Source organism: uncultured Clostridium sp. (assembly GCF_963527835.1).
In the GTDB taxonomy this organism is placed as follows: domain Bacteria; phylum Bacillota; class Clostridia; order Clostridiales; family Clostridiaceae; genus Clostridium.
The window spans coordinates 58417-84163 of sequence record NZ_CAURTC010000011.1; the positions used below are offsets into that span (position 1 = coordinate 58417).

At 27.2% G+C, this 25747-nt stretch carries 21 protein-coding genes; 5 read left to right on the plus strand and 16 right to left on the minus strand.

The genetic code is table 11. The features are described 5' to 3' along the window. Positions 1 to 4: 4 nt before the first annotated feature. The 5 genes from RYM86_RS07855 to RYM86_RS07875 all read right to left on the minus strand — a co-directional run bounded on the left by RYM86_RS07855 (position 5) and on the right by RYM86_RS07875 (position 3421). On the minus strand, positions 5 to 301 hold the full coding sequence (locus RYM86_RS07855; RefSeq protein ID WP_315079324.1) for a hypothetical protein: 297 nt from the start codon (positions 299 to 301) through the stop codon (positions 5 to 7). Then, positions 301 to 942 carry a normocyte-binding protein gene (locus RYM86_RS07860; RefSeq protein ID WP_315079326.1) on the minus strand — a complete coding sequence of 214 codons (642 nt, stop codon included), beginning with the start codon at positions 940 to 942 and terminating at the stop codon, positions 301 to 303. Before RYM86_RS07860 ends, RYM86_RS07855 begins: the two co-directional genes overlap by 1 nt. Continuing rightward, complete coding sequence (locus RYM86_RS07865) at positions 932 to 1315, minus strand: hypothetical protein (RefSeq protein WP_315079328.1); 384 nt, start codon at positions 1313 to 1315, stop codon at positions 932 to 934. The genes RYM86_RS07860 and RYM86_RS07865 overlap by 11 nt, the downstream gene beginning before the upstream one ends. A gap of 138 nt (positions 1316 to 1453) precedes the next feature. Then, positions 1454 to 2602 carry an AI-2E family transporter gene (locus tag RYM86_RS07870; RefSeq protein WP_315079331.1) on the minus strand — a complete coding sequence of 383 codons (1149 nt, stop codon included), beginning with the start codon at positions 2600 to 2602 and terminating at the stop codon, positions 1454 to 1456. Positions 2603 to 2767: 165 nt separating this feature from the next. Beyond that, positions 2768 to 3421: an HAD family hydrolase gene (locus RYM86_RS07875; RefSeq protein WP_315079334.1), complete on the minus strand. Its 654-nt coding sequence runs from the start codon at positions 3419 to 3421 to the stop codon at positions 2768 to 2770. A gap of 146 nt (positions 3422 to 3567) precedes the next feature. On the opposite strand from RYM86_RS07875, the gene RYM86_RS07880 reads away from it, so the two are divergent. From RYM86_RS07880 to RYM86_RS07890, 3 genes are all read left to right on the plus strand, one after another. Beyond that, entirely contained in the window at positions 3568 to 4515 is a 948-nt protein-coding gene (locus tag RYM86_RS07880) for a ribonuclease Z (RefSeq protein WP_315079337.1), read from the plus strand. 122 nt (positions 4516 to 4637) lie between these two features. Beyond that, complete coding sequence (locus tag RYM86_RS07885; RefSeq protein WP_315079339.1) at positions 4638 to 6239, plus strand: Na/Pi cotransporter family protein; 1602 nt, start codon at positions 4638 to 4640, stop codon at positions 6237 to 6239. A 121-nt stretch (positions 6240 to 6360) separates the two neighbouring features. Beyond that, positions 6361 to 6969, plus strand: coding sequence for a DUF445 family protein (locus RYM86_RS07890; RefSeq protein ID WP_315079341.1), 609 nt, complete (start codon positions 6361 to 6363; stop codon positions 6967 to 6969). 212 nt (positions 6970 to 7181) lie between these two features. Here the strand turns inward: RYM86_RS07890 and udk are convergent, their stop codons facing one another. The 3 genes from udk to RYM86_RS07905 all read right to left on the minus strand — a co-directional run bounded on the left by udk (position 7182) and on the right by RYM86_RS07905 (position 9854). After that, positions 7182 to 7793 (minus strand): uridine kinase, encoded by a 612-nt coding sequence (gene udk / locus RYM86_RS07895; RefSeq protein ID WP_315079343.1) that lies wholly within the window; start codon positions 7791 to 7793, stop codon positions 7182 to 7184. Between the two features lie 383 nt (positions 7794 to 8176). Further along, positions 8177 to 8716, minus strand: a complete 540-nt coding sequence (gene rbr / locus RYM86_RS07900; RefSeq protein ID WP_315079345.1) for a rubrerythrin — start codon at positions 8714 to 8716, stop codon at positions 8177 to 8179. Between the two features lie 130 nt (positions 8717 to 8846). Continuing rightward, on the minus strand, positions 8847 to 9854 hold the full coding sequence (locus tag RYM86_RS07905; RefSeq protein WP_315079347.1) for a hypothetical protein: 1008 nt from the start codon (positions 9852 to 9854) through the stop codon (positions 8847 to 8849). Positions 9855 to 10405: 551 nt separating this feature from the next. Between RYM86_RS07905 and RYM86_RS07910 the strand changes: the two genes are divergently transcribed. Next, positions 10406 to 10888, plus strand: coding sequence for a CarD family transcriptional regulator (locus RYM86_RS07910; RefSeq protein WP_315079348.1), 483 nt, complete (start codon positions 10406 to 10408; stop codon positions 10886 to 10888). A gap of 177 nt (positions 10889 to 11065) precedes the next feature. Here the strand turns inward: RYM86_RS07910 and RYM86_RS07915 are convergent, their stop codons facing one another. The 7 genes from RYM86_RS07915 to glnA all read right to left on the minus strand — a co-directional run bounded on the left by RYM86_RS07915 (position 11066) and on the right by glnA (position 23146). Further along, a complete protein-coding gene (locus RYM86_RS07915) occupies positions 11066 to 12691 on the minus strand; it encodes a cell shape-determining protein (protein WP_315079349.1) in 1626 nt (541 codons plus the stop codon). A 275-nt stretch (positions 12692 to 12966) separates the two neighbouring features. After that, entirely contained in the window at positions 12967 to 13263 is a 297-nt protein-coding gene (locus tag RYM86_RS07920; protein ID WP_315079351.1) for a hypothetical protein, read from the minus strand. 130 nt (positions 13264 to 13393) lie between these two features. Continuing rightward, positions 13394 to 14821: an amino acid permease gene (locus tag RYM86_RS07925; RefSeq protein ID WP_315079352.1), complete on the minus strand. Its 1428-nt coding sequence runs from the start codon at positions 14819 to 14821 to the stop codon at positions 13394 to 13396. Positions 14822 to 15046: 225 nt separating this feature from the next. Next, positions 15047 to 16519: a glutamate synthase subunit beta gene (locus RYM86_RS07930; RefSeq protein WP_315079354.1), complete on the minus strand. Its 1473-nt coding sequence runs from the start codon at positions 16517 to 16519 to the stop codon at positions 15047 to 15049. 11 nt (positions 16520 to 16530) lie between these two features. Next, positions 16531 to 21102, minus strand: coding sequence for a glutamate synthase large subunit (gene gltB, locus RYM86_RS07935; RefSeq protein ID WP_315079355.1), 4572 nt, complete (start codon positions 21100 to 21102; stop codon positions 16531 to 16533). 126 nt (positions 21103 to 21228) lie between these two features. Next, positions 21229 to 21789 carry an ANTAR domain-containing protein gene (locus RYM86_RS07940; RefSeq protein ID WP_315079371.1) on the minus strand — a complete coding sequence of 187 codons (561 nt, stop codon included), beginning with the start codon at positions 21787 to 21789 and terminating at the stop codon, positions 21229 to 21231. A 25-nt stretch (positions 21790 to 21814) separates the two neighbouring features. Next, complete coding sequence (gene glnA / locus RYM86_RS07945; protein ID WP_315079357.1) at positions 21815 to 23146, minus strand: type I glutamate--ammonia ligase; 1332 nt, start codon at positions 23144 to 23146, stop codon at positions 21815 to 21817. Positions 23147 to 23636: 490 nt separating this feature from the next. Here glnA and RYM86_RS07950 point away from each other — a divergent pair, with 490 nt between their 5' ends. Beyond that, positions 23637 to 24947 carry an aspartate kinase gene (locus RYM86_RS07950; RefSeq protein ID WP_315079358.1) on the plus strand — a complete coding sequence of 437 codons (1311 nt, stop codon included), beginning with the start codon at positions 23637 to 23639 and terminating at the stop codon, positions 24945 to 24947. A 445-nt stretch (positions 24948 to 25392) separates the two neighbouring features. Here RYM86_RS07950 and RYM86_RS07955 read toward each other — a convergent pair whose 3' ends face one another. Beyond that, positions 25393 to 25746, minus strand: a complete 354-nt coding sequence (locus RYM86_RS07955) for a DUF1667 domain-containing protein (protein ID WP_315079359.1) — start codon at positions 25744 to 25746, stop codon at positions 25393 to 25395. Between the last annotated feature and the right edge of the window lies 1 nt (position 25747).

Sequence of the window (25747 nt, forward strand, 5' to 3'; positions counted from 1 at the left end):
TTTTTTAACTTGAAGAACTTCCACCCTTCACACCAGAATATCCTGAAGATTTAGATGACTTAGTCGCACTGCTTTTTTTATTACTAGATGAACTGTCACTACGAAAAGAATGCCAAACATGTGAACTATGTGTTGTTGATCCAGATGTTTCATTTTCATCCTCTTCATCATCCTGCTTATCTTGATTAAAATTATTACATCCTAATAATATATTTGGTGCTGTAACCATAAATGTAGCTGCTATTGCCATTGATAACGCTCTTTTTTTATTTTTCTTAACTATCTCTTTAAAGTCATCCATTATCTATCCACCCTTACCAACTTTACGTTAAATTCATCATTAAAATAATCAATATAACTTTTTAAATCTTCTTTTATTTTACTTTTTGTAAAAACTATTGCCCCTTTGTATCCTAATTTTTTTAAAACATCCTGACTTGGTAGATCATCATCCCCAACAGCATATTGATTATTTAATTTATCATATATTTTTTTCACGTCCACTTCTTCATTGTATCTATCATAAGGAATAAACATAATGTATTTTTTACTTTTTATCTTATTTAGTTTTATCCCATTATTTATTAGCTTACTTATATTTTTTCTGTTTCCCACAAGACCAAATGGATGAAATAACAAATTAATATTTAATATTGGATTTATAAAATAATTATTATTTAGTTCTAAAGACAAATCTAAAATTTCATCTAAAGGTAAATCAACAATAATAAAATATTCATCTTTATATTCATCTAGTATTTTATCAACTATTTCTTTTTTGATCTCATTTTTATAATCGTCCAAAATTAAATCATCATAAGTTTGTAGAGAAACAAAAGGTGTGCTTCTAATAAAACATCTAAATTCCCTTGAATTACTTTTCCACATTCTATAGATGCTTCTTAAATCAACTTCTTTTAAATTCATATTTTTACCTTTCATAAGTTACTGCATATATCCCATCAAGTGAGATATGATGCTTATATCCATCTTCATTTATAAATACAAAATTATTTGTTCCACACTCTTCTTCACATACTTGACCATTAAAATTAATATCCGGATTGGATTTTTTCCATGAAGTAACATCAAAATAAAAATTTATCTCTACGCCACATGCTAAAAATCCGTAGGATAGCTTATAAAGTATTGCAAAATTATTTTTAGTAGAAAATAATTGCCTATAATTTTTATTATCTATTACTGTATCAACTGCTATAAGTCCATTATATAAATTGGTAACAGTGCCTTCTAAAACTTCTGTCTGTTTATCTTTATACCATTCATCAAGTGTTTTATATATATAAACCTCCACATGTTCCTCCCAAATATAATATTATATGCAATATTATACCTTATCTATTAAAAAAAAATATAGAATATATTAATATATATCCTATATTTTTAAAATTATTATGACTTAAACTTCCATATTTTTAGCTGTGTTTTAAAATCACATATAATCTTTTGTATGTATTTTTAAACCTTTTCTCTTTAAATTCCCTTCTACTATTTCTTTTATAATAGAATATACTACCGCAAATAAAGGTACACCTATAATCATTCCAATTAACCCAAGAAATTTACCTGCAACTAATATTGAAAATAATATCCAAAAAGCAGATATTCCTATAGAATCTCCTAAAATTTTAGGTCCAATAATATTTCCGTCAATTTGTTGAATTACTAATATTATTACTAAGAACCATAATGCTTTTACTGGGGATACAAATAGAATTATTATAAATGATGGAATTGCACCAATAAATGGTCCAAAGAATGGAATGATATTAGTTATACCAACTATTACTGATATTAATATAGCATATGGCATTCTAAATACAGTTAGTATTATAAATGTCAATATTCCTATAATAAAAGAATCTAATATTTTTCCCATTAAAAACTTTCCAAATGTATCATTACTTCTGTGAGTTATTTCTATAATTTTTTCCGCAGCATTTTTGTAAAAAACAGCATATGTTACTTTTTTACTCATTGCACAGAATTTTTCTTTGTCAATTAATAAGTATATTGATATTATTATTCCTAAAACAATATTCCAAATACTAGATGCTATCCTAGTAACAAAACTCCCCAAAACAGGTAATAAATTAGTTGCAATTTTTATTATGTAATTAATAAACTCATTAAAATTATCATTTATTAGAGGAAGATATTCTTCTGAAATATTTAAATCTAACATTAACTTATTAATAAATTTTGTTGATTCACTAATAAATTTAGGAACATCATTCACTAGACCTATTATACTTTGTATCAATTGTGGTAAAACAAATTGTATAAAAAGTCCTATTAATAACATAGCTGTAATATATGTAAATACTAATCCTAATCCTCTCTTAGATTTTAATTTACTGTGTACATTTAATTTATTTTCATAAAATTTTAATATAAAATTCAATATATATGCTATTGAAAACCCTATTATAAATGGCTGTAATATAACTATTGCTCCACTTATTTTACCTAATAATAATCCAAGTTGAGATATTGATAAGTAGAATACAATACTTGCACTTACCACTATAAAAAAATAAACCGACATAGTGTTATATTTTTCATTCCAATTAATTTTCATTTTTACCTCTCTTTTAATAGTTATTTAAATAATACTATTTATTAATTATTATAAATTCTTTGTATGTAGCTTTCAACTAAATTATCAATAACTTAATTATCATTATAAACTAAATATAAAATATAATACATAATTTAATTTATAATTTACATAACTTAACTTTATTTATATAAGTATATTTAATAATTCCTTTAGATCTTTAGCTATATACGTTGCACCTGCTTCTTTTAATTCATCACAATTTCCATATCCATATAGTACCCCAATACTATCAATATTAAATTCCTTTGCTCCAATAATATCATGTTCTCTATCCCCTATCATAACAACATTTGATAAATCAGTAATATTATTTTCTAATAAAACGTATTCTATAACTTCACTCTTTTTAGAACGAGTTTCATCCATATTACTACCGCCAATAAAAGTAAAGTATTTTGCTAAACCAAAATGGTCAAGTATTTGTTCTGCAAAAAACTTAGGTTTTGATGTTGCAACCATAAGAGTTTTCCCACTATCTTTTAATAATTTCAAAAACTCTTCCATACCTTCATATACATTATTTTCAAAAAGTCCAACACTTGCAAATCTTTCTCTAAACTTCTCTATAGCCTCCACTGTTTGTTTCTCATTAAAACCATAATACAAATTAAAAGTATCTTTTAATGGTGGACCTATAAATTTAGTTAATGTGCTTATATCTTCAACATTGATTCCAAAATGTTTTAATGAATATTGTATTGATTTTGTTATTCCAATCATAGGGTCAGTTATTGTTCCATCTAAATCCATAAAAATATAATCGTATTTTTTATTCAAAGCCATCCCTCCAAAGTAATATACTATCTAGAATATTATATTAAAAATTTATCAATAGTACAAAATAAAACTAGTATTATTTATATTTTTTTTGTTATTATAATATATAGGTAATTTTTTACTATATAAAGATAGGAGCGCTTTTTATGATTGATTTATGTGTTTTAGGAACAACGGGTGGAATGCCTATGGTTGATAAATACTTATCTGCTACTTTGATAAACATAAATGGTAGAAAAATTTTGATTGATTGTGGTGAAGGTACACAAGTTGCTATGAGAAAAATAGGTTGGGGATTTAAATCAATAGATTTAATTTGTATAACACACTCACATGGAGATCACACAATCGGACTACCTGGATTACTTTCTACAATGGGTAATTCCGGCAGAACTGAAAAAGTTACAATAGTTGGACCAAAAGGAATAAAAAAAATTGTTAATGGACTAAATGTCATAAATCCTTATCTTCCCTATGAATTAGAAACTATTGAATTAGAGAATGATGATTTAAAATTTATAATAGATAAAAATAATATGTCTTTATGTGAAGATAATAATAAATGCAATCTTATATTATCTTCATTAGAAGTTGAACATTCTGCTAAATGTTTAAGTTATAGTTTTTATATAAAAAGACGACCTAGATTTTCAGTAGAGAAAGCATCTAAAAATAATGTTCCTAAACTTTTATGGAGTAAACTACAAAATCAAGAAATTATAAATTATGATAATAAAATATATACTCCTGATTTAGTTCTTGATAATGCTCGTAAAGGTATTAAAATATCATATGTAACTGATACTAGACCAACTAGTGCTATTCCTCAATTTATAAAATATAGTGACTTGTTTATTTGTGAAGGAACTTATGGTAGCGACGAGGATATAGACAAAGCTATAAAAAACAAACATATGACATTTAGAGAAAGTGCAACATTAGCACTAAATGGAGAATGTAAAGAATTAATTTTAACTCATTTTAGTCCTGCACTATCTGAACCTGAAAGTTTTGTAGATAATGCAAAAGAAGTTTTTTATAATTCTAATGTTGCTTATGATGGTCTGATTAAAACCTTAAAATTTATAGATTAGTTCGCATGAAATACTTAACAAGTTTTAAGGTTTATTTTTAATTTTACTTTTACTTTATTAAAATATATAATATGTAAATATAAGAACATAATTACTTTTTTTATTTCGAAGGAGAGATATGTGTGAATGGTATAAATATGCTTATCGAATTAATTGGGGGCTTGGGGCTATTTCTCTTTGGTATGAAGCTCATGGGAGATGGGCTTGAAAACGTTGCAGGTGAAAAATTAAAAAGTATTTTAGAAAAAGTAACAAATAATAAATACATGGGAGTTTTTATTGGAGCTCTTGTAACTGCTGTAATCCAAAGTTCTAGTGCTACAACAGTAATGGTTGTTAGCTTTGTAAATGCTGGTCTTATAAATCTTATGCAGGCTACTGGCCTTATAATGGGTGCAAATGTCGGGACAACTATAACAGCACAATTGATTTCTTGTAAATTAGATAATATTGCACCTTTATTTGTAGGTATAGGTTCAATTTCACTGTTAATAACAAGTAAGAAAAAGCATAGAGATATATCTTCCATAATATTAGGATTTGGTATATTGTTTCTTGGCATGAATTTTATGTCCAGTGCTATGAAACCGTTAGCTGAATCAGCAATTTTTTCTCAAGTTTTAGTTTTAGTTGGCAACAATAAACTATTGGGAGTGTTATGTGGACTTTTAATGACTGCAGTAGTACAAAGTTCCTCGGCTACAACTGGTATATTAATAGCACTTGCTACAACTGGAGCTATTGATATGAATGTTGCATTACCTATTATATTCGGATGTAATATTGGAACTTGTGTTACAGCACTTTTAGCATCTGCTAGTGGAAATAAAACTGCTAAAAAAGCTGGATTAATACATCTCTTTTTTAACGTTATAGGTGTGTTAATATTTATCCCATTTGTAAATCCACTAATTTCATTTATAAAAACTATTAATCCTACAGATGTTGCTAGACAAGTTGCAAATGCTCATACTATTTTTAACGTTACTAGTACTATAATTTTGCTTCCTTTGTCAAGATATCTTGTTTTATTAGCAAATAAAATATTACCAGGCAATGATTCTTTAGAAACAGAAGGGGCAATTTATTTAGATAAAAATTTGCTAGATACCCCCATTGTAGCCACTGGACAAGTTGTTAATGAAACAATTAGAATGGGTAAAATTGCACAAAAAAATATAGAATTAGCTATGAAGGCTTTTTTGATTGAAAATGAAGAATACATAAAGCAAGTATATAGTAATGAAAAAATAATAAATACTTTAGAAAAAGAGATAACAGATTATTTAGTTCTATTATCAAATTATGAATTGCCAGATACTGATAGTAAAATTTTAAGTACAAGCTTTCATATAATTAATGACATAGAAAGAATTGGTGATCATGCAAAAAACATAGTAGAATTGGCCACTGAAAAAATTGATGATCATATTATAATCCCACAAGATGCTATTGAAGAACTTATAAGTATGTATGAACAAACTCTTAATGCTTTAACTTTAGCTTTAAAATGTTATGAGAATAGCGATTATGCTAACGCTAAACATGTAAAGGAAATTGAATTGAAAATAGATACTTGTGAAAAAACTCTTAGAGAAAGTAACATTAAAAGATTAAATCAAAAAAAATGTTCAGCCAATTCTAGTACAATATTTTTAGATCTAATTAGTAATCTTGAACGAATCGGTGATCACTCTACTAATATTGCAGAGAGAGTACTTTAATATTTATTACTATATATCTTTCCCCTAATTTCAAAACCTATATCTATACTTTTAGTTTCTAAATTACTATGATATACTATTTAAGTATTTTTACGATTAAATTTGGAGGGGTTATTTAACTATGACACGTATTTTAATAACAATATTATTTTTAACTTTAATTGGTGGACTTATAGGTTGGATTACTAATATATTAGCTATAAAATTATTGTTCAGACCAATAAAACCTATAAAAATACCTATATTTAATATAGAAATTGTAGGTCTTATACCAAAAAGGCAAAAAGAGATTGCTAAAAACATTGGGGAAGTTATTGCAAACGAATTGCTGACAGTAGATGATTTATTTAATGAGATAATAAGAGAAGATGATAAAGAAAATTTAAATGAATACATAAAAAGTAAAATAGTAAATATAATATCTGAAAAAATCAATTTCATTCCTGCCCCATTTAATGTAATGATTAAAAGCTATATTGATGAAATGATTAATAATGAATTAAATACTATTATTAACGATATATACAATACTATTATAACTAAATCTAAAGAAAAAATAGATATTCAAAAAATTGTAGAAGAAAAAATCAATCTTCTTGATTTAAATAAGTTAGAAAGCATAATAATATCTGTTGCTAAAAAAGAACTTAAACATATTGAAATACTAGGCTTTATTTTAGGAGGTTTCATTGGCATAATTCAATCTTTAATAATAATTTTTATAAAATAATATTAATTATTAGATTTTGTTTTAGCACAATATTTATGTATGCATAAATAAATCTAAATATAGTAATTGAAAGACCCAATTACAGTGTCACTTCATATATTGCATATATAACATATTTAAAATAGATGAAATTATTAAAGAGCAGATGTTAAAAATTTATTATTTAACATCTGCTCTTTAATATATGTATTGTAAATATTTATTAATATTTTTTAAATAAAGCTACGTATTCTTTCTAATAACATACTAAGCGCAACTGTATTACATCCACCCTCTGGAATTATAATATCTGCTCGCTTTTTACTAGGATCTACAAATTCTTCATGCATAGGTTTTACAGTAGTAAGATATTGATTAATAACAGAATCAAGATCTCTTCCTCTTTCTTGTACATCTCTTAACAATCTTCTAATAATTCTTACATCAGCATCTGTATCTACAAATACTTTAATATCCATTAAGTCACATAATTCTTGATTTTCAAAAATTAATATACCCTCAACAATTATTACTTTAGAAGGCTTAATCATAACTGTTTCATTTGTTCTAGTATGTTCAACAAATGAATATACTGGATGATTAATAGTCTCTCCATTCCTTAACATCTTAAGATGTTCTATTAGAAGATCAGTTTCAAATGAATTCGGATGATCATAATTTAACTTTTTTCGTTCTTCTAATGATATATTATCATTTGATCTATAGTAATAATCATGTGAAAGTATTACTACATCATCACCAAATTCTTCTTTAATATTTAATGATAAAGTAGTTTTTCCTGATCCTGTTCCTCCAGCTATCCCTATTACCATTATATCTTGCATAATATAATTTCCTCCATATCGATTATGTTTAATTTATATTTAATATAAAATATTCTTATAAATTCATATATTTTTTCCTATATAATAATAGCATAGCTATTATTATTTATCCATATCAAATTGTTTGTTTAAAAAAAATAAGGGATAAAACCCTAATAGAATTATTGAGTTATTTTATTTTTAAGTAATTATTTTTACAGTGGTATATGCAAAAATCTAATCTTGGAAGTGTTTCTTTTACTCTTTGCATGTTTTGTCTTTGTTTACAAAATAACCTATTAATCAATTTATCCTTAGATTTAATATTTTTATAAACTTATAAATAACAAAAGAAGTAATCCTTAAAGAACTACTTCTATAAACAACATATATATTAATTTTTATTAATAATTTTTAGCAAGTATTGCAAAATATGCTTGTGGATGACTGCATACTGGACAAACCTTTGGTGCTTCTTCACCCTCATAAATGTATCCACAGTTAGAGCATTGCCATGTAGATTTTTCATCTTTTTTAAATACTTTTTCTTCATTAAGATTTTTAAGAAGTTGTAAATATCTTTGTTCATGTTCTTTTTCTATTTGACCAACGCCTTCAAAAAGCTCTGCTATTTTATCAAATCCTTCAGCTTTAGCTTCTTTAGCAAATTTATCATACATATCTGTCCATTCATAATTTTCACCTGATGCTGCTGCTTTTAAATTTTCTATAGTATTGCCTATTCCATCATTTAAAAGTTTAAACCAAAGTTTTGCATGTTCTTTTTCATTATTAGCAGTTTCTATAAAAATACTTGCTATTTGTTCATATCCCTCTTTTTTAGCTTTAGATGCAAAATAAGTATATTTATTTCTAGCTTCTGATTCCCCTGCAAAAGCAGCCATTAGATTCTTTTCTGTTTGAGATCCTTTTAAGCTTTTCATAATTAATCCTCCCATAATTTCAAATTTTTAATTATACACACAAAAAACAATAAATAATCTTATTTATTATATAACAATTATACTATATAATTGTTTTCTTACAAATATTATATGATTAATCTGTATATTTTTAAAATACAGAGGATTTTTTGTAGAAATATACAGTTAATTTATTATCATCTTTAGATACGACTGCTCTTTCTTTGCCTTTTTCATTTATATTTTCATCATCTTCAAAAAATTCTATTGCTCTATTAATTGATTTTACATCCAAACTATTTTCTACTTCTTTTCTATACAAAACAGCTAGTTTATTATTAAAGTTATTATCAAATGATGATACATAATTTATTATTCTATTATTACTAATATTTGTGTTAAATTTATTTTTAAAATTATCATTATTATTTTTATTGTATTTATTTTTTTTAATTTCTTCTTTTCTTAAATTTATGTTCTTTAAGTAATACGATACATCCTCTATTTCTAAATTACTTAAATCATTGGCTAAGTTTATACCGCATTCTTTAAAAGAATTAACTGCGTTTTTTAATTGAACATATTCCTTTACTTCACTCCCATAACCTTTACCAAATTTTTTCAATAATTCATTTACTCTTTCTTCATTATATAAATTAGTAAATGATATCTCTTTGCTTATGTTATCTGCTATTAAGGATGCTCTTTTATACCTTATATTATTAAAAGCTTGTACACTACAATAAAATGATATTATGGTACATGAAATTAAAACTGTTAAGTTTTTTCTCAAAATAAAAGCTAAAATTAAAAACCACCAAAAAAATACTCTAGAAGTTTTATATTTACTTATTCCTTTACTCAAATTTTCATCTCTACTAATTATTTCATTAACTATTATTCTTTTATTTTTCAACTTATTTTTTCGTTCTTGTATTCCTTTAATAAAAGAGTTTAAATTTAATTTTTTCTTTTTAAATATCCATAATTGTTTCTGTCTTTTTATATCTCCATTTTGTCCATAAACTATTAATCTCTTTTTATTTAGTGATATATTATTATCTTTGTATTTAGTTATAATAGTTATATTTCCATTGGTAGATATTTTTACTTTTATGTTTTCACCTAGTCTAAAATTTCTTTTATATTTAATTCTCATTCCAATAGCCACCTTTTCTTTAAAATATTTCAGGCTTTAATCTCAATGACTTAATTGTAAATTTTTGTAATTATTTACCTTAATTTTACACTAGCTTTCAAAAATAATCAAGAGGCTATCATTTATTTGTTAATCAATGGTTTCCAATTACATATTAATATCTATTAACTAATATATAGAGAATAAATATTAGGCTATGTTTTAAATATGTGTTGATATATACAATAGTGTAATTGGACTTTAAGAATTCTCAATGAGTATTGTCACATTTACTGCTTGTCTCAATTTTATATTGGGAGCAAGCTAAAATGGGATTATAATCATTTTAGTATTCCTAAGTTCAATTACTCAGTCCACTTTGCTTATGTATATATCAACACTCTACCAAAACATAGCCAAATATTAATATATTATAAAATATATTATATAAGATTAAATAATTAGCTTTGTGCTTACTTTAACTATGACTTCAATAACATATTTTACAAATATGGATTAAATTTCATCAATTGTGTTATAATATAAATATATAGATAATAGGAGGTGTTTTTGTGTTTAATGTTGGTGATAAAGTTGTTTATCCCATGCAAGGAATAGGAATAGTTCAAAGAATTGAGGAAAAACTTTTCTGCGGTAAGAAAAAAAAATATTGTATAATACAAATGTTAAAAAATAATTTAGAAATAATGATACCTATTGATAGGATACCTAACTCTAAGTTACGTATGATTAACGATATTAACACTTTAGAAGACATACTAAATAGTATTCGAGACACATCTAATCCGGAAGAGGTAAATCTTCCTTCTAAGCAAAGATATGAAATAAATTTAAATAAAATAAAGTCTGGCTTATTAGAAGATAGCCTAGATGTATTTTATAACTTAACTCTTGTCAACAAAATCAAAGCTCTCAACTCAACAGAAAAACAAATATTAAATACAGCACAAAAATTCTTAATAGATGAAATAAGAGTGATTAAAGACATAAGCGAAAATGAAGCTACAAAAATATTAAAATCTAGTATTAATTAATTTAATACTTTTAATTTATTTTTTAATTTATGAGAATAACTGATAGCTTTCTTAAGATAAGGTTATTACTCATAATTTTTATTTAAATTACATAAACAATATTCTACATCTTAATTACAATGAAAAAGCTATATTGCTTATCTTAGCAATATAGCTTAATTTTTTTACAAATATAAATTATTCTTGAGTTTTTTCTACTTCTTTGTTTGCTTCACTATTACTTAATGATACATTTTCAAAATAATTGGTTATTACATACTTGCTATTTCCAACATTGATATATTTTACTGAAACTGAATCTCCAACACTTGTTAAAGCTACTTCTCTTGACATTTCAGTAGAAATTGAAAATATATTATCTACGCCTTTTAACTTAATGTCATATATACTTATGCCCTCTTTAACTACTACACCAATTCTTTCAACCTCACCTAAAATAGTTTCTTCTTTATTTCCGCCTTCTAGAGAAATATTAGTATTAGTTAATCCCTCTAAGTATTTATTAAGAGTTGATTGAAGTGTATCTCCAACACCAACTGTATTATAATTTTTCACATTAACCATAGCATATTGTTTTACGAGTCCGCTTGAATCCTTTAGTGTCATAAAATATGTAGGTTCATTTTGAATATTTATTAAATACGGAAATGTTGCAGTATAACCATATTGTTGTACTTTACCTTCTGCTGATTTCATGCTTGCAGATTCTGTTGCCCCTGCTGTTTTATATAATTTAGTCTCACCATTTCTTGTATTTGTTAAAGTAAAACCTACTAAACTTTCATCACTTCCTACTGACGTTATTCCTGTATAGTAATAACATGTATCGTTATTATAAATAACATTCATACCAGAAGTTGATTTTAATTTATCCTTATCACTAAAATTAGCTATTCCATGAACCAATTCTCCCCACTTGTCTATATATCTCTTTATATAAGTTGATGGCTGAATCCTGTCTACCCAACTTGGTAAATTATCAATATCATAAATTTCTGATTCTCCACTTTGTGCATCCATTATTAATGCTCCAATTGCTTTTGTTTCTGATATTCCAATAGCATTATCATATCTAGTTATAACCCAATAAGGTTTTCCATTATCATCTAATTCAAATTTATAATCTGTATGCCCAGCTTTCATATCTCTAAAAAATGCTGCTCTCTTTAAGTCACTAAATAAATAAGATGAATCTAAATATTTTATTTTTAGATTTTTTCCATCAAGTTCTGTTACTAATTGAACATCATTTTGATTTGTTGCGCTTACCTTTATATATCCTTCTGTACCTTCCCTATTAGTAAACCACTTAAATGTTGAAGAATGCTCTAATGGGGCTATATAATATAGCTCACCATTTACACTTTGTAAATCTAAATTTCCAACATAAACTTGACTACCAAGGCTTGCAATTTCACCCAACTTTTTATCTGCTAATTTTTCTGCTAATTCTTTATCTATAGTTGGTAACTGATTTAAATCAATGTATTGTATTTCGCTTGAAAAATTCACTTCATGAATATTTCCTATTAAATTTCTATGAGAACTATAACTAATTATAGGACTGCATACTACTGCTAAAATAATATATATTATTGCTACTATTCCACCTGTCATAATAATCTTTTTATTTTTGTGAAGTACCCCATATACTACTGAACATAGTACAAATATTCCTGTAATTAATACTGAATTTAAACTTAAATCAAAAATTAAATTATTAGTTAGTAAAAGCACTGTTCCTATACATATATATGCTCCTAATAGTAATTTTAAAAAACTAAATGATTTTTTATTGTCCATTTTATCTCTCCACCTCAATCGTTTATTATGGTTAATATTATATCATAATAAGTTTTTAAATACCACTTTTAAAATTTGTTTTAATAATATATTCCAAAAATTAATTAGCATAATATTTTTTAAAAACATTAGATTATTATAATACAATAAATCTTTCATTAAATTTAAGAAGAGATAGAAAATCTAAAAATCAGACTTTCTATCTCTTTATAACAATACTAAAGTAAAATTTCTATTAAAAATTTTATAAAAAATAATCACCATAATTTCACTAATTATTTTTTATTATTATCTACCTCTTCATATTCAACATCAATTATATCGCCAACTAAATCATCATTTGAATCATATGTAAATTCCTTGTTATTCTCATATACATTTTTATTTTTTCTTACATTTTCATTTAATTTATCTTTTCTTCCTTTAATAAATGATATTAACTTTATTAAAAGATAAGCTATTAATCCGACTAATAATATATACGGTAGTATACTTAAAAATAATGATATTATTAAAATTACTATACATGTACCACCAATAAAGTATAGTGTATTTCTAAAATTGCCTCTCATAATATACTCCTTTGTGCTATTAATTTAATTTAATTTATATTATATTATATTATATATTAATTTTATATGCAACACAACAAGAGATAATTTTTATTCTATTAAAGGTTCTATATAACCTTATTATATATTTTTATTTATTTTTTCCATTTCTCGCGATATTAGGCAATATTAATCCTAATCCTAATAATATAAATGGTGTAATTATATTAAGTGCAAGTGTGAAAATCCATTCTGGAGAATAAGCTTCTACTCCTTGTGGGAACATTCCCATTATACATGCAAAGGCTGTAAATATGAAACACCATACACCTACTATTAACGCAAATTTATCATTCTTAACAAATTTATAGCTTGAATTATATTTTTCACTAGCTTTCTTAATACCGATGAAAGCTAAAAATACCCATAGATATCTCATTGGCATTACAACTGCATTTAATCTTAAAAGCCAGTTATATAAATCAGTCATATCACCTATTCCTAACGCTGGAACAATTATTAGTATTCCAACTAATACAGTAGTCATTATATATCCATTTACAGGCACACCTTTATCATTCATCTTACTTAAAGATTTTGGAACCAAGTTATCATCCGCATCTCCTAATAATACTTTTAAAGGTGCATCAATAGATATAACTAAAGCTGATATTTGAGCTATCATATTAGCTAATGCATATAATATTAATAATGAATTTCCCAAACCATAATATTCTCCTAGCTTTTTAAATGCATAATATTGGCCATTCATCATAAGATCTTTTGGTATATTGTTTGCATCAAACATTATTGACATAGCTATAGAGCCTAGTATCGCTGATATAGTTACCATAATAGCTAAAATTATCATTCCAAGTGGAAATTCTTTTTTAGAATTCTTAGTATTATTTACATACGGAGAAATTTTTTCAGCACCTCCTACTGCAAATACTAGCATTGATAGCGTTGTAAAATAAGAAAAATCAAATTTAGGTACTAATGCTTTAACTGATAAATCAGTTGTTGCAACTTCAATTCCTTTTAATGCAGGTGCTGTAACAACTAATACAACATATAATAATGACATTATAAAAACTGCAGTTCCTGCTACTGTACCTATTCTATTTAAAGATTTAATTCCTTTAGATGCCACCCATAAGAAAAAGAAAAATATTAATAGCGTTATGCTTTGAGCTACTAAAGGAGCCATATCATTTAATAAAGTTCCATCACCTTTAATTACCCATCCTAACGCAATTAAAACTGCTTGTGGTTTTTGAGCTAAATATGGAATATGTACTACCCAATAAGTCCATCCTGCTAAATACGCCAATTTAACGCCATAAGTTGATCTTACCCACGAACTAACTCCACCCTTTTCATCTTTAAAAATTGTTCCTAATTCTCCAACCATTAAAGCATATGGTATAAAATATAAGCCTATAATTAATATCCAAGAAACTATAACTTGTAATCCTTGGTTTGCAAAATTATTAACAACATTTCCAAATCCCCAAACGGATACAAAAGATATTAGTGCCAGATTGTACCACCTAAGTTGTTTATGTTCATTTTCCATTTTTCATCCTCCTATTAGTTTTTCTTTTAAGCTTAAGATAATAAAATTTGATATGAAGAGTATAATTTTTATAATACTATAAATTTAAATTATATCAAAATACCTCTATAGTATTCTTTTATTATTTGATGATATTTATGTAAGTTTTTGTTGAAAATTAAGAAAAAAAGTAGTATTAGTTTTAACAAATTAAACTAATACTACTTGAAATTTTATTATATTAAATTATTTTCTTAAGAATTCATTTACTTTTAATCCACTATTTATTCCTTCACTAATAGCTGTAACAACTAATGATTGACCTCTTCTGGCATCTCCAGTTGCAAATACTTTAGGAATATTAGTTTGAAAATCTACTGAATTTGCATTTATATTATTTCTTGAATCAAATTCTATTCCAAATGACTCTTTAATATAATCTTCTGATCCAGTAAAACCCATCGCAAGTAAAACTAAGTCTGCTTCATAAGTTTTTTCAGAGCCTTTAATTGAAATTGGACACATTCTTCCATTATTATCTTTATTCCATTCTACTTTTACAGTATCAACGCTTCTAAGATTACCATCATTATCTACATTAATTCCTGTAACTGTAGTTAAATATTCTCTTGGATCTTTTCCATATAAATCAATAAATTCTTCTTGGCCATAATCAACTTTTAATACTTTAGGCCATTCTGGCCAAGGATTATTTTCATTTCTTTCATTTGATGGCTTAGACATTATTTCAAGTTGAACTAATGATTTGCATCCATGTCTAAGGCAAGTTCCAACGCAATCAGTTCCTGTATCTCCTCCCCCTATTACAATTACATTCTTATCTTTTGCAGATATATAATTATTATCTTCATGATTAGAATCTAAAAGACTTTTAGTATTTGCTTTTAAAAAGTCTACTGCAAAGTGAATTCCTTGAGCTTTATCTTTTCCACCAACATTTAAATCTCTTGCCTTAGATGCTCCTGTTGCTAAAACAATTGCATCATATTTATCAATTAAATCATTAGCATTATAATTTTCTCCAATATTTGCATTGGTTATAAATTTTATACCCTCTTCTGCCATGATTCTAATTCTTCTTAAAATCACTTCTTTATCCAGTTTCATATTAGGAATTCCATACATTAATAATCCACCTGATCTATCATTTCTTTCATAAACTGTGACTTTGTGACCACATTTATTTAATGTATTAGCTGCTGCAAGTCCTGCTGGACCTGAACCTATTATAGCTACTTTTTTTCCTGTTCTTTTTATTGGTGCATTGGCTACAACTTTACCATTATTAAATGCAGTATCAATAATAGCTCTCTCATTTTCTTTTATAGTAACTGCTGGGCCGTTTAATCCTACTGTGCATCCTGCTTCGCAAGGTGCTGGACAAACCCTACCTGTGAATTCTGGAAAAGGATTCGTTTTGCTTAATCTTTCATATGCTAAATCCCATTTCCCATTATATACTAGGTCATTCCATTCAGGAATTAAGTTGTGAAGAGGACAACCTGAAACCATTCCTGAAAATAATATACCTGATTGACAAAATGGTACACCGCAATCCATGCATCTAGCACCTTGAATAGACTGCTTTTCTAAAGAAAGACTTTTATGAAATTCATCATAATCCTTTAACCTTTCCTTTGGGTCTCTACTTAAACCTACTTCTCTGTCATATTCTAAAAAACCAGTTGGTTTACCCACTTTTAATCCCCCTATCTTCCTTTTATTTCTTGGAATGTTTTTATTAAAGCTTCCTCTTCTTTAAATCCAAGATTCTTATACTTTTCTACTGTTTTCAATACCTTTTTATACTCTTTAGGTATTACCTTTATGAAATTAGATTTGTCATTTTCAAAGTTAGATAATATTTTATTACCCTTAGGAGATCCTGTAACTTCAACATGTTCTTCTAATAAATCTTTTAAATCTTCTTCATCTTCTAAACTTAATTCTTCTAAAAGAATCATCTCTTCATTTATATTAATCTTGAAATTGTCATCTTCTTTATAAAGATAAGCAACTCCTCCACTCATTCCTGCCGCAAAATTGATTCCTGTCTTTCCTAATACAACAACCTTTCCTCCAGTCATGTATTCACATCCATGTGCTCCAACGCCTTCAACAACAGCTGTTGCACCTGAATTTCTTACACAGAATCTTTCACCTGCAATACCATTTATAAACACCTTACCTGATGTTGCACCGTATAAAGCAACATTTCCAATAAGTATATTTTCTTCTGCTATAAAAGTAGCTTTCTTTGGTGGATATACTATAAGCTTACCTCCTGATAATCCTTTTCCAAAATAATCGTTAGCGTCGCCTTCAACTTCAAGCGTTAATCCCTTTGGAATAAACGAACCAAAGCTTTGACCTGCTCCACCATTACACTTAATAGTAATAGAATCTTCTGGCAATCCATTACTTCCATTTACTTTTGTTATTTCAGATCCAAGTATTGTTCCAAGAGTTCTATCAGTATTTGTTATATCTACTTCAAATCTTATCTTTTCATTGCCATTTATAGCATCTTTACACTTCTTAACAAACATTGTTTCATCTATTACTTCATTTAATTTGTGATCAGATTTGTTTGCTTCATCAAATTTAATAACTTTACCTTTAAATTTATCTGGAGTATAAAGTATAGAACTTAAATCAATATTTTTAGCTTTCCAGCCATGTATATTTTCTTTTTGTTTAAGTCTATCTACTCTACCTATCATTTCATCAATCTTTCTAAATCCAAGCTTTGCCATGATTTCTCTTAATTCTTGTGCTATAAAATACATGAAATTCACTACATATTCTGGTTTTCCCTTGAATCTTTTTCTAAGTTCTTCATTTTGTGTTGCTATTCCTACAGGACAAGTATCTAGATTACAAACTCTCATCATAACGCATCCAAGTGATACTAAAGGTGCTGTTGCAAATCCAAATTCCTCTGCTCCAAGAAGTGCTGCAATTGCAACATCTCTACCTGTCATAAGCTTTCCATCAACCTCTACTGTTACTCTGTCTCTTAGTTCATTAAGTAATAATGTTTGATGAGCTTCTGCAAGTCCAAGCTCCCATGGAAGGCCTGCATTTTTTATTGAATTCTTAGGTGATGCCCCTGTTCCGCCATCATATCCTGAAATCAATATTACATCAGCTCCACCTTTAGCAACTCCAGCTGCAACAGTTCCTACTCCACATTCTGAAACTAATTTAACAGATATTCTTGCATCCATATTTACATTTTTTAAATCATAAATTAATTGTGCTAAATCTTCTATTGAATATATATCATGGTGTGGTGGTGGTGATATAAGTCCAACACCAGTAGTTGAGTGTCTAGTCTTAGCAACCCATGGATAAACTTTAGTAGCTGGTAATTGACCACCTTCACCAGGTTTTGCTCCTTGTGCAAGTTTTATTTGAAGTTCATCAGCATTTACTAAATATTCAGATGTAACTCCGAATCTACCAGAAGCAATTTGTTTTATTGAAGATCTTCTTGAATCACCATTTTTATCTGTAATCCATCTTTCGCTATCTTCTCCGCCTTCACCTGTATTAGATTTTCCGCCAATTCTATTCATTGCAATAGCCAATGCTTCGTGAGCTTCTTTGGAAATTGATCCGTAAGACATAGCTCCTGTTTTAAATCTTTTAACTATTTCAGAAATAGGTTCAACTTCATCTAATGGAATTTTTGATGAATTATAATTAAACTCTAATAATCCTCTTAATGTTATTTCTGCTTCTTCATCATTGATTAAATATGCATATTCTTTAAATAATTCATAATCTCCAGTTTTAGTAGCTTTTTGTAACTTATGTATAGTATTAGGATTATATAGATGTTCTTCTTTTTCTTCTCCTGATCTTAATTTTTCATATCCAGGTGAATCTAATTGAAAATCTGCTACATAAGTTTTATCTTTAAAACCTTTTTCATGATTTATTTCAGCTTCTTTTTGAATTTCTTCTAATCCTATTCCGCCAATTCTGCTTACTGTATTAGTAAAATATCTATCTATAACTTTTTTACCTATACCTACTGCTTCAAAAATTTGAGCACCTTGATAAGATTGGATAGTTGATATTCCCATTTTAGAAAGTATCTTAATTATTCCTTTAACTACTGCTTTATTATAATTATACACAGCCTTATCATATTCAATTTCAAGTAATCCCTCTTCAATCAGTTCTCTTAAAGATTCATATGCCATATATGGATTTACAGCTGATGCTCCAAAACCAATTAATGTTGCAAAATGATGAATTTCTCTTGGTTCTCCACTTTCAAGTATTAATCCTACGGATGTTCTAGTACCCTTTTTAACTAAATATTGATGAAGTGCTGAAACTGCAAGTAATGATGGTATTGGTACTTTAGTTGAGCATACATTTCTATCAGATAAAATAAGTAAAGTATATCCTTTTTCATAGGCTTCTTGTGCTTTATCAAACATTTCATCTATGGCGTCTTCTAAAGAATTTCCCTTATCAAATACTATATCTATAACTTTTGTTTTTAGTTCTCCCTTATTAAGTGCTTTTATTTTTGATAATTCTTCATTATTTATTATTGGAGACTCAAGCTTAAGTAGCTCACAATTTAAAGATTTATCTTCTAAAATATTTCCTTCTGGTCCTAAATAAATATTAGAAGCTGTAACTATTTCTTCTCTTATTGCATCTATAGGTGGATTAGTTACTTGTGCAAACAACTGTTTGAAATAGTTAAATAAAGGTTGTGCTTCTTTAGATAATGGAGCTATTGGAACATCTATTCCCATTGCAGCAAGTGGTTCTTCACCATTTTCAGCCATAGGAAGAATTGTTGTTTTCACTTCTTCATAAGTATATCCAAAAGTTTTTTCTAATCTTTTTCTCGTATCTTTATCATATTCTATTTTCAAAGTCTTTCCATCATTAATTTTATCTAAAGTAACTAATTTTTCTTCAAGCCATTCCTCATAAGGATGTTCTGTAGCATAAGTATGCTTTAGTTCTTCATCATCAATAACTTCTTTTTTAACTGTATCAACAATAAGCATTCTGCCCGGTCTTAATCTATCTTTTTTCTCAATTATCTCTGATGGAATATCTAGTGCACCTACTTCTGAAGATAAAATTAATCTTCTATCTTTAGTTATATAATATCTTGATGGTCTTAAACCATTTCTATCTAACACTGCACCTACTTTTTCACCATCAGTAAATACTATTGCAGCAGGACCATCCCATGGTTCCATCAATGTAGCATTATATTCGTAAAAGGCTTTTTTCTCTTTGCTCATAGTTTTACTTTTTTGCCATGGTTCTGGAATTGCCATCATTACAGCTCTAGTTAAATCCATTCCATTCATATATAAAAATTCCAAATTATTATCTAAAATTGCTGAATCTGATCCTTCTTTATTTATAATAGGTAATACTCTATTTAGATCTTTTCCAAGTGCTCTTGATTTTACATTAGTTTCTCTTGAATAAACCTTATTTACATTTCCTCTTAATGTATTTATTTCACCATTATGAATCATGAATCTATTTGGATGAGCTCTTTCCCAACTTGGAAATGTATTAGTACTATATCTAGAATGTACTAATGCAAGTGATGTTTCTACTCTCTCATCTTCTAAATCTTTATAAAATTCTCTTAATTGAGTAGAAAGTAACATTCCTTTATATACTATTGTCTTTGATGAAAAAGAAGCTATGTAAAATACTTCATTTAAAAATTTACTTATCCAACTAGCTCTTTTTTCTATATTTCTTCTAATAATATATAATTTTCTTTCAAATGCAGTACCTTTCTTTATTCCAGTTCTTTTTACAAAAATTTGTTTTATTACAGGCATAGCTTCTAATGAAGCTTTTCCTAAAATTGAAGGATTACTTGGAACTTCTCTCCAACCTAATACTTCTAATCCTTCTTCTTTACATATATCTTCAATAAGGCTTTCTGCTTCTTTTCTTGCTTTCTCTTCTTGAGGTAAAAAAATCATACCAACAGCATAATCACCTTCATTACCTAAAACAATGCCTTTTGATTTTAGCTCTTCAGTAAAAAATTTATGGGGTATATTTAATAGAACACCTGCACCATCACCTGTATTTTCATCAGCACCAGTTCCACCTCTATGTTTTAATTTTTCTAATATAGTTAAACAATCCGATAAAATATCATGAGATTTTTCACCATCGATATTTACGATTGTACCTATGCCACAAGCATCATGTTCAAAATATGGGTCATATAATCCCTGTTTTTTTGGAGTAAATTTATCCATTTCTGTTCCCCCTTACAATAATATATTCATAAGTAGCAAAATAACGAGTAAAAATACCTTTTTTCGATATTATTACTCGTATATTTTACTACAATAAGCGATTTTGTACAGCTTAATTAAAAAAAATTATAAATTATTCTCTAATATTAGAGCAGCAACGTCACTCATTTTTTTTCCTAAATCCATACTTAATTTTTGAATATATCTAAAAGCTTCATTTTCACTCATATTTTTATCTTCCATGATATTTCCCTTAGCTTTCTCAATTAACTTTCTATCTTCTAATGTATTCTCTAAATTTTGCACTTGTTGTTGCAATTTTAATATTCTTTTCTTTCCTTGAAATATAATATCAATAGAATTCTTTAAAAGTACATTAGAAATTTTGGTTCCTATACAATATATATCAGTATCTTCTTCTATAAAAGAACGATAGGGTTCATTAACTAATGCTAAAAAACTTGTAAAATCATATATTGCTTCATATACATCTAGTAAACTCATATCCTTAAATTTATAGCCTACTAAAACTAAATCTGGTGAATATTGTATAACTATTCTGATTAATTCATTTCCTGATGTACATAAGGCTAAAACATCATACTCTTCTTGCATCAATAAACATTTTAGCTTCTTATTAGTTTCCATATTACTTAATGCTATAATTATTTTGCCTCGAGATTCCATCATCGCAACCCCACCTTAAACTTTACTAATATTTATTAAGATAATTTTCTATTTCCCAATCATGAACTTTAGTTCTATAATCATCCCATTCAGCAGCTTTAGCTGAAACATAAGTCTTATATATATGTTCTCCTAAAGCTTCTTTTGCAAGATTACTTTCTTTCATAAAATTAACTGCCTCATATAAATTATTTGGTAAATTATCTATTTCTTCAGCTTTTCTTTCCTCATCGTTCATAGCAAAGATATTTGCCTCTATTCCTGCTGGTGGTTGTAAATTATTTTTAATTCCATCTAATCCTGCTTGTAAAAGACATGCTAATACTAAGTATGGATTTGAACTTGGATCTGGACATCTTAATTCTACTCTAGTTCCTGCTCCCCTAGCTGCTGGAACCCTAATTAATGCTGTTCTATTTTTACATGACCAAGCTAAATAAACAGGTGCTTCATATCCTGGAACTAATCTCTTATATGAATTAACCAATGGATTTGTAATAGCTGCAAGTCCCTTTATATTTTTTAATAATCCAGCAATAAAATTATATGCCACTTTACTTAATCCATTTGGATCATTTTCATCAACAAATACATTCTTACCATCTTTAAATAATGACATATTAACATGCATTCCTGAACCATTAATACCAAAGACAGGTTTTGGCATAAAAGATGCATATAATCCATGCCTTTGTGCTATTGATTTAACTACTAATTTGAATGTCATTATATTATCTGCAGTAGTTAATGCATCTCCATATTTAAAATCTATTTCATTTTGTCCTTCTGCTACTTCATGATGAGAAGCTTCTATTTCAAATCCCATATCCTCTAGTACTAAAGTCATATCCCTTCTAGCATTTTCTCCTAAATCAGTAGGCGCTAAATCAAAATATCCTGCACTATCTTGTGTTTTGGTTGTTGGTTTGCCATGCTCATCAGTTTCAAATAAAAAGAATTCACATTCTGGTCCAACATTCATTTCATATCCTAATTTAGCTGCTTCTGAAATAGCTTGTTTTAATACATACCTTGGATCGCCTTCGAACGGCGTACCATCTACTTTGTATACATCACATATTAATCTTGCAACTTTTCCTTGTTGAGGTCTCCATGGAAATATTGAAAAGCTATCTAAATTAGGTCTTAAATTCATATCTGATTCTTCAATTCTAACAAAACCATCAATAGATGATCCATCAAACATACATTCATTATTCAATGCTTTTTCTAATTGCTTATCTGTTATTGCTACGTTTTTTAATGCCCCGAACATATCAGTGAACTGTAATCTTATAAATCTAACACCATTTTCCTTTACTAAGTTCATGATATCCTCTTTAGTATACTTTGCCATTTTAAAATTCCCCCTTTAATATAAAAAGACGTACAATGGATGTATACTTAATACACATATCCATTGAACGCCTTTGCCCAATAATTTATTTATATTATTATATATCACTTTTTTATATAATTCAATACATTTTTGAATTTTTTTTATTTTTTTTAAGTATAAATACTAATATATTAGTTATATTGATATTTTTTTAATGAAATGGCAATTTATCATTTCGTTAAAACAACCACTACATATTTATATAAATACTTTGTAAATCCACATAACTACTTTTTATTCTATTCTCTTCTAAATCAATTATGAAATATAAATATTAGTTTATATATATTTATATATAAAATTGTTGAATATTGCATAATAAATTGTTACAATTTATTATGTATAAAACTATATAAATAAATATAAATTTGGTAATCTTGTATCAATAATACTCATACAAGTACGTTATCAAAATATATATTTTTATTTTTTTGGGGGGCTATAAAAAATGAATACTATTATAACAAAATTTGGCGGAAGTTCATTAGCTGATGCTGTGCAATTTAGAAAGGTCAAAGAGATAATCATATCAAATGACGCTAGAAAATATGTTGTGCCATCAGCACCGGGGAAAAGAACTTCTAAGGATTCTAAAATAACAGATTTACTTTATCTTTGCCATGCTCATGTCAATGCTGGTATATCTTTAAATGATGTTTTTGAGCACATTAGAAATAGATATGTTGGAATAGTAAATGATTTAGAATTAGATATTAATATACAATATTACTTAGATATTATAAAAAAGGATTTAGAAGAAGGTGCTTCTAATGATTATGCTGCTAGTAGAGGTGAATATTTAAATGCTATAATCCTTAGCAACTATTTAGGATTTGAATTTGTTGATGCTAAAGATGTAATTAAATTTAATACTGATGGGTGTTTAAATTATGATGAGACATTAACACTATTAAAAGAAAAACTTTCTTCAATTGATAAAGCTGTTATTCCAGGATTTTATGGTTCTGATAGCAATGAAGATATTATTACTTTTTCAAGGGGTGGATCAGATGTTACTGGAGCTTTAGTTACTGCAAGTTTAAATGCTGATCTTTATGAAAATTGGACAGATGTTTCTGGCTTTTTAATGGCTGATCCTAGAATAATTTCTAATCCAAAGCCTATAAGTACAATAACTTATACTGAGCTTAGAGAACTCTCTTACATGGGTGCTACCGTTTTACATGAAGAAGCTATTTTTCCAGTAAGACAAGCAGGTATTCCTATTAATATAAAAAACACTAATAAACCAGAAGATAAAGGAACTTTCATAGTAGAAGATTTTTTAAGTGATGATTCACAAATTATAACTGGTATAGCAGGAAAAAAAGATTTCACTGTAATTTCAATTGCAAAAGCTTTAATGAATTCTGAATTAGGTTTTTGTAGAAAAATACTATCAATACTTGAACAGCACAATGTTTCATTTGAAAATATGCCTTCAGGTATAGATACTGTATGTTTGGTAATTTCAGATTCTCAATTAAAAAATAAAACTGCTTTAATTGTAGAAGAAATTAAAAGAACTTGCAATCCTGATACAATAGAGATTCACCCTAACATGGCATTAATCGCTACTGTTGGTAAAGGTATGGCTAAGCAAAAAGGTGTAGCATCAAAAGTATTTACAGCATTATCAGAAGCTAATGTAAATATAAGAATGATTGATCAAGGATCTAGCGAAATTAACATATTAGTTGGTATCGAAAATGATAATTTTGAAAAAGCAATAGCTGCTATTTATAATGCTTTTAATTAATATTGAACATCATTTTAAAACAGTATTTTATATTATAATATAAATTAGATTGATAATTATAAATGTAAATGTCCTTTGACAAAAAATCACTTTAAAAACGCTAACAATAAAATTTATATAAAAAAATGGATTCGTAATTTACACGAGTCTATTTTTTATACTATAAAACACAATAAAAATAGGCTATCTTTTAAATATGTGTTGATATATGCAATAGGTGAAGTGGCATTGTAATTGGACTTTTAGAATACTTAATGAGTATTGTCCCATTTACCGCTTGTCTCAATTTTATATTGGGAGCAAGCTAAAATGGGACTATACTGATTTTAGTGTTCTTAAGTTTAATTACTTAGTCCAGCTTTACTTATGCATATACCAACATTTTCTTAAAACATATCCTAAATAAAATAGTGCACCAAATTTTGGTGCACTATTTGTATTGATATTAGATTGCTTTCATATTTCTAGCAGCTACAATATCAACGCCTGTTCCTAATACATCTTTAACTATAACATCTCCAATTTTAACTGGTGCTTGTAATTCTACTCCAGCTAAAACTTCCATACATTTGAAGTTAAGACCCTTTGGAATTGCTCCGTTAGTCTTTACAGGTATAACTGGAAGTTGGCCTCCCTTTACTTTGACAGTTGAAGTTATTACTCTAACTGGATTAGTAACTTCGTTTATACCGTATTCTGCACCTCTTTTACAAGTGTTACCTGTTACAGTATTGTTTTCTGCATCTACTTTTAAATGACAACCCATTGGGCAGCTTATACAAATTAATTCTTTTATCATC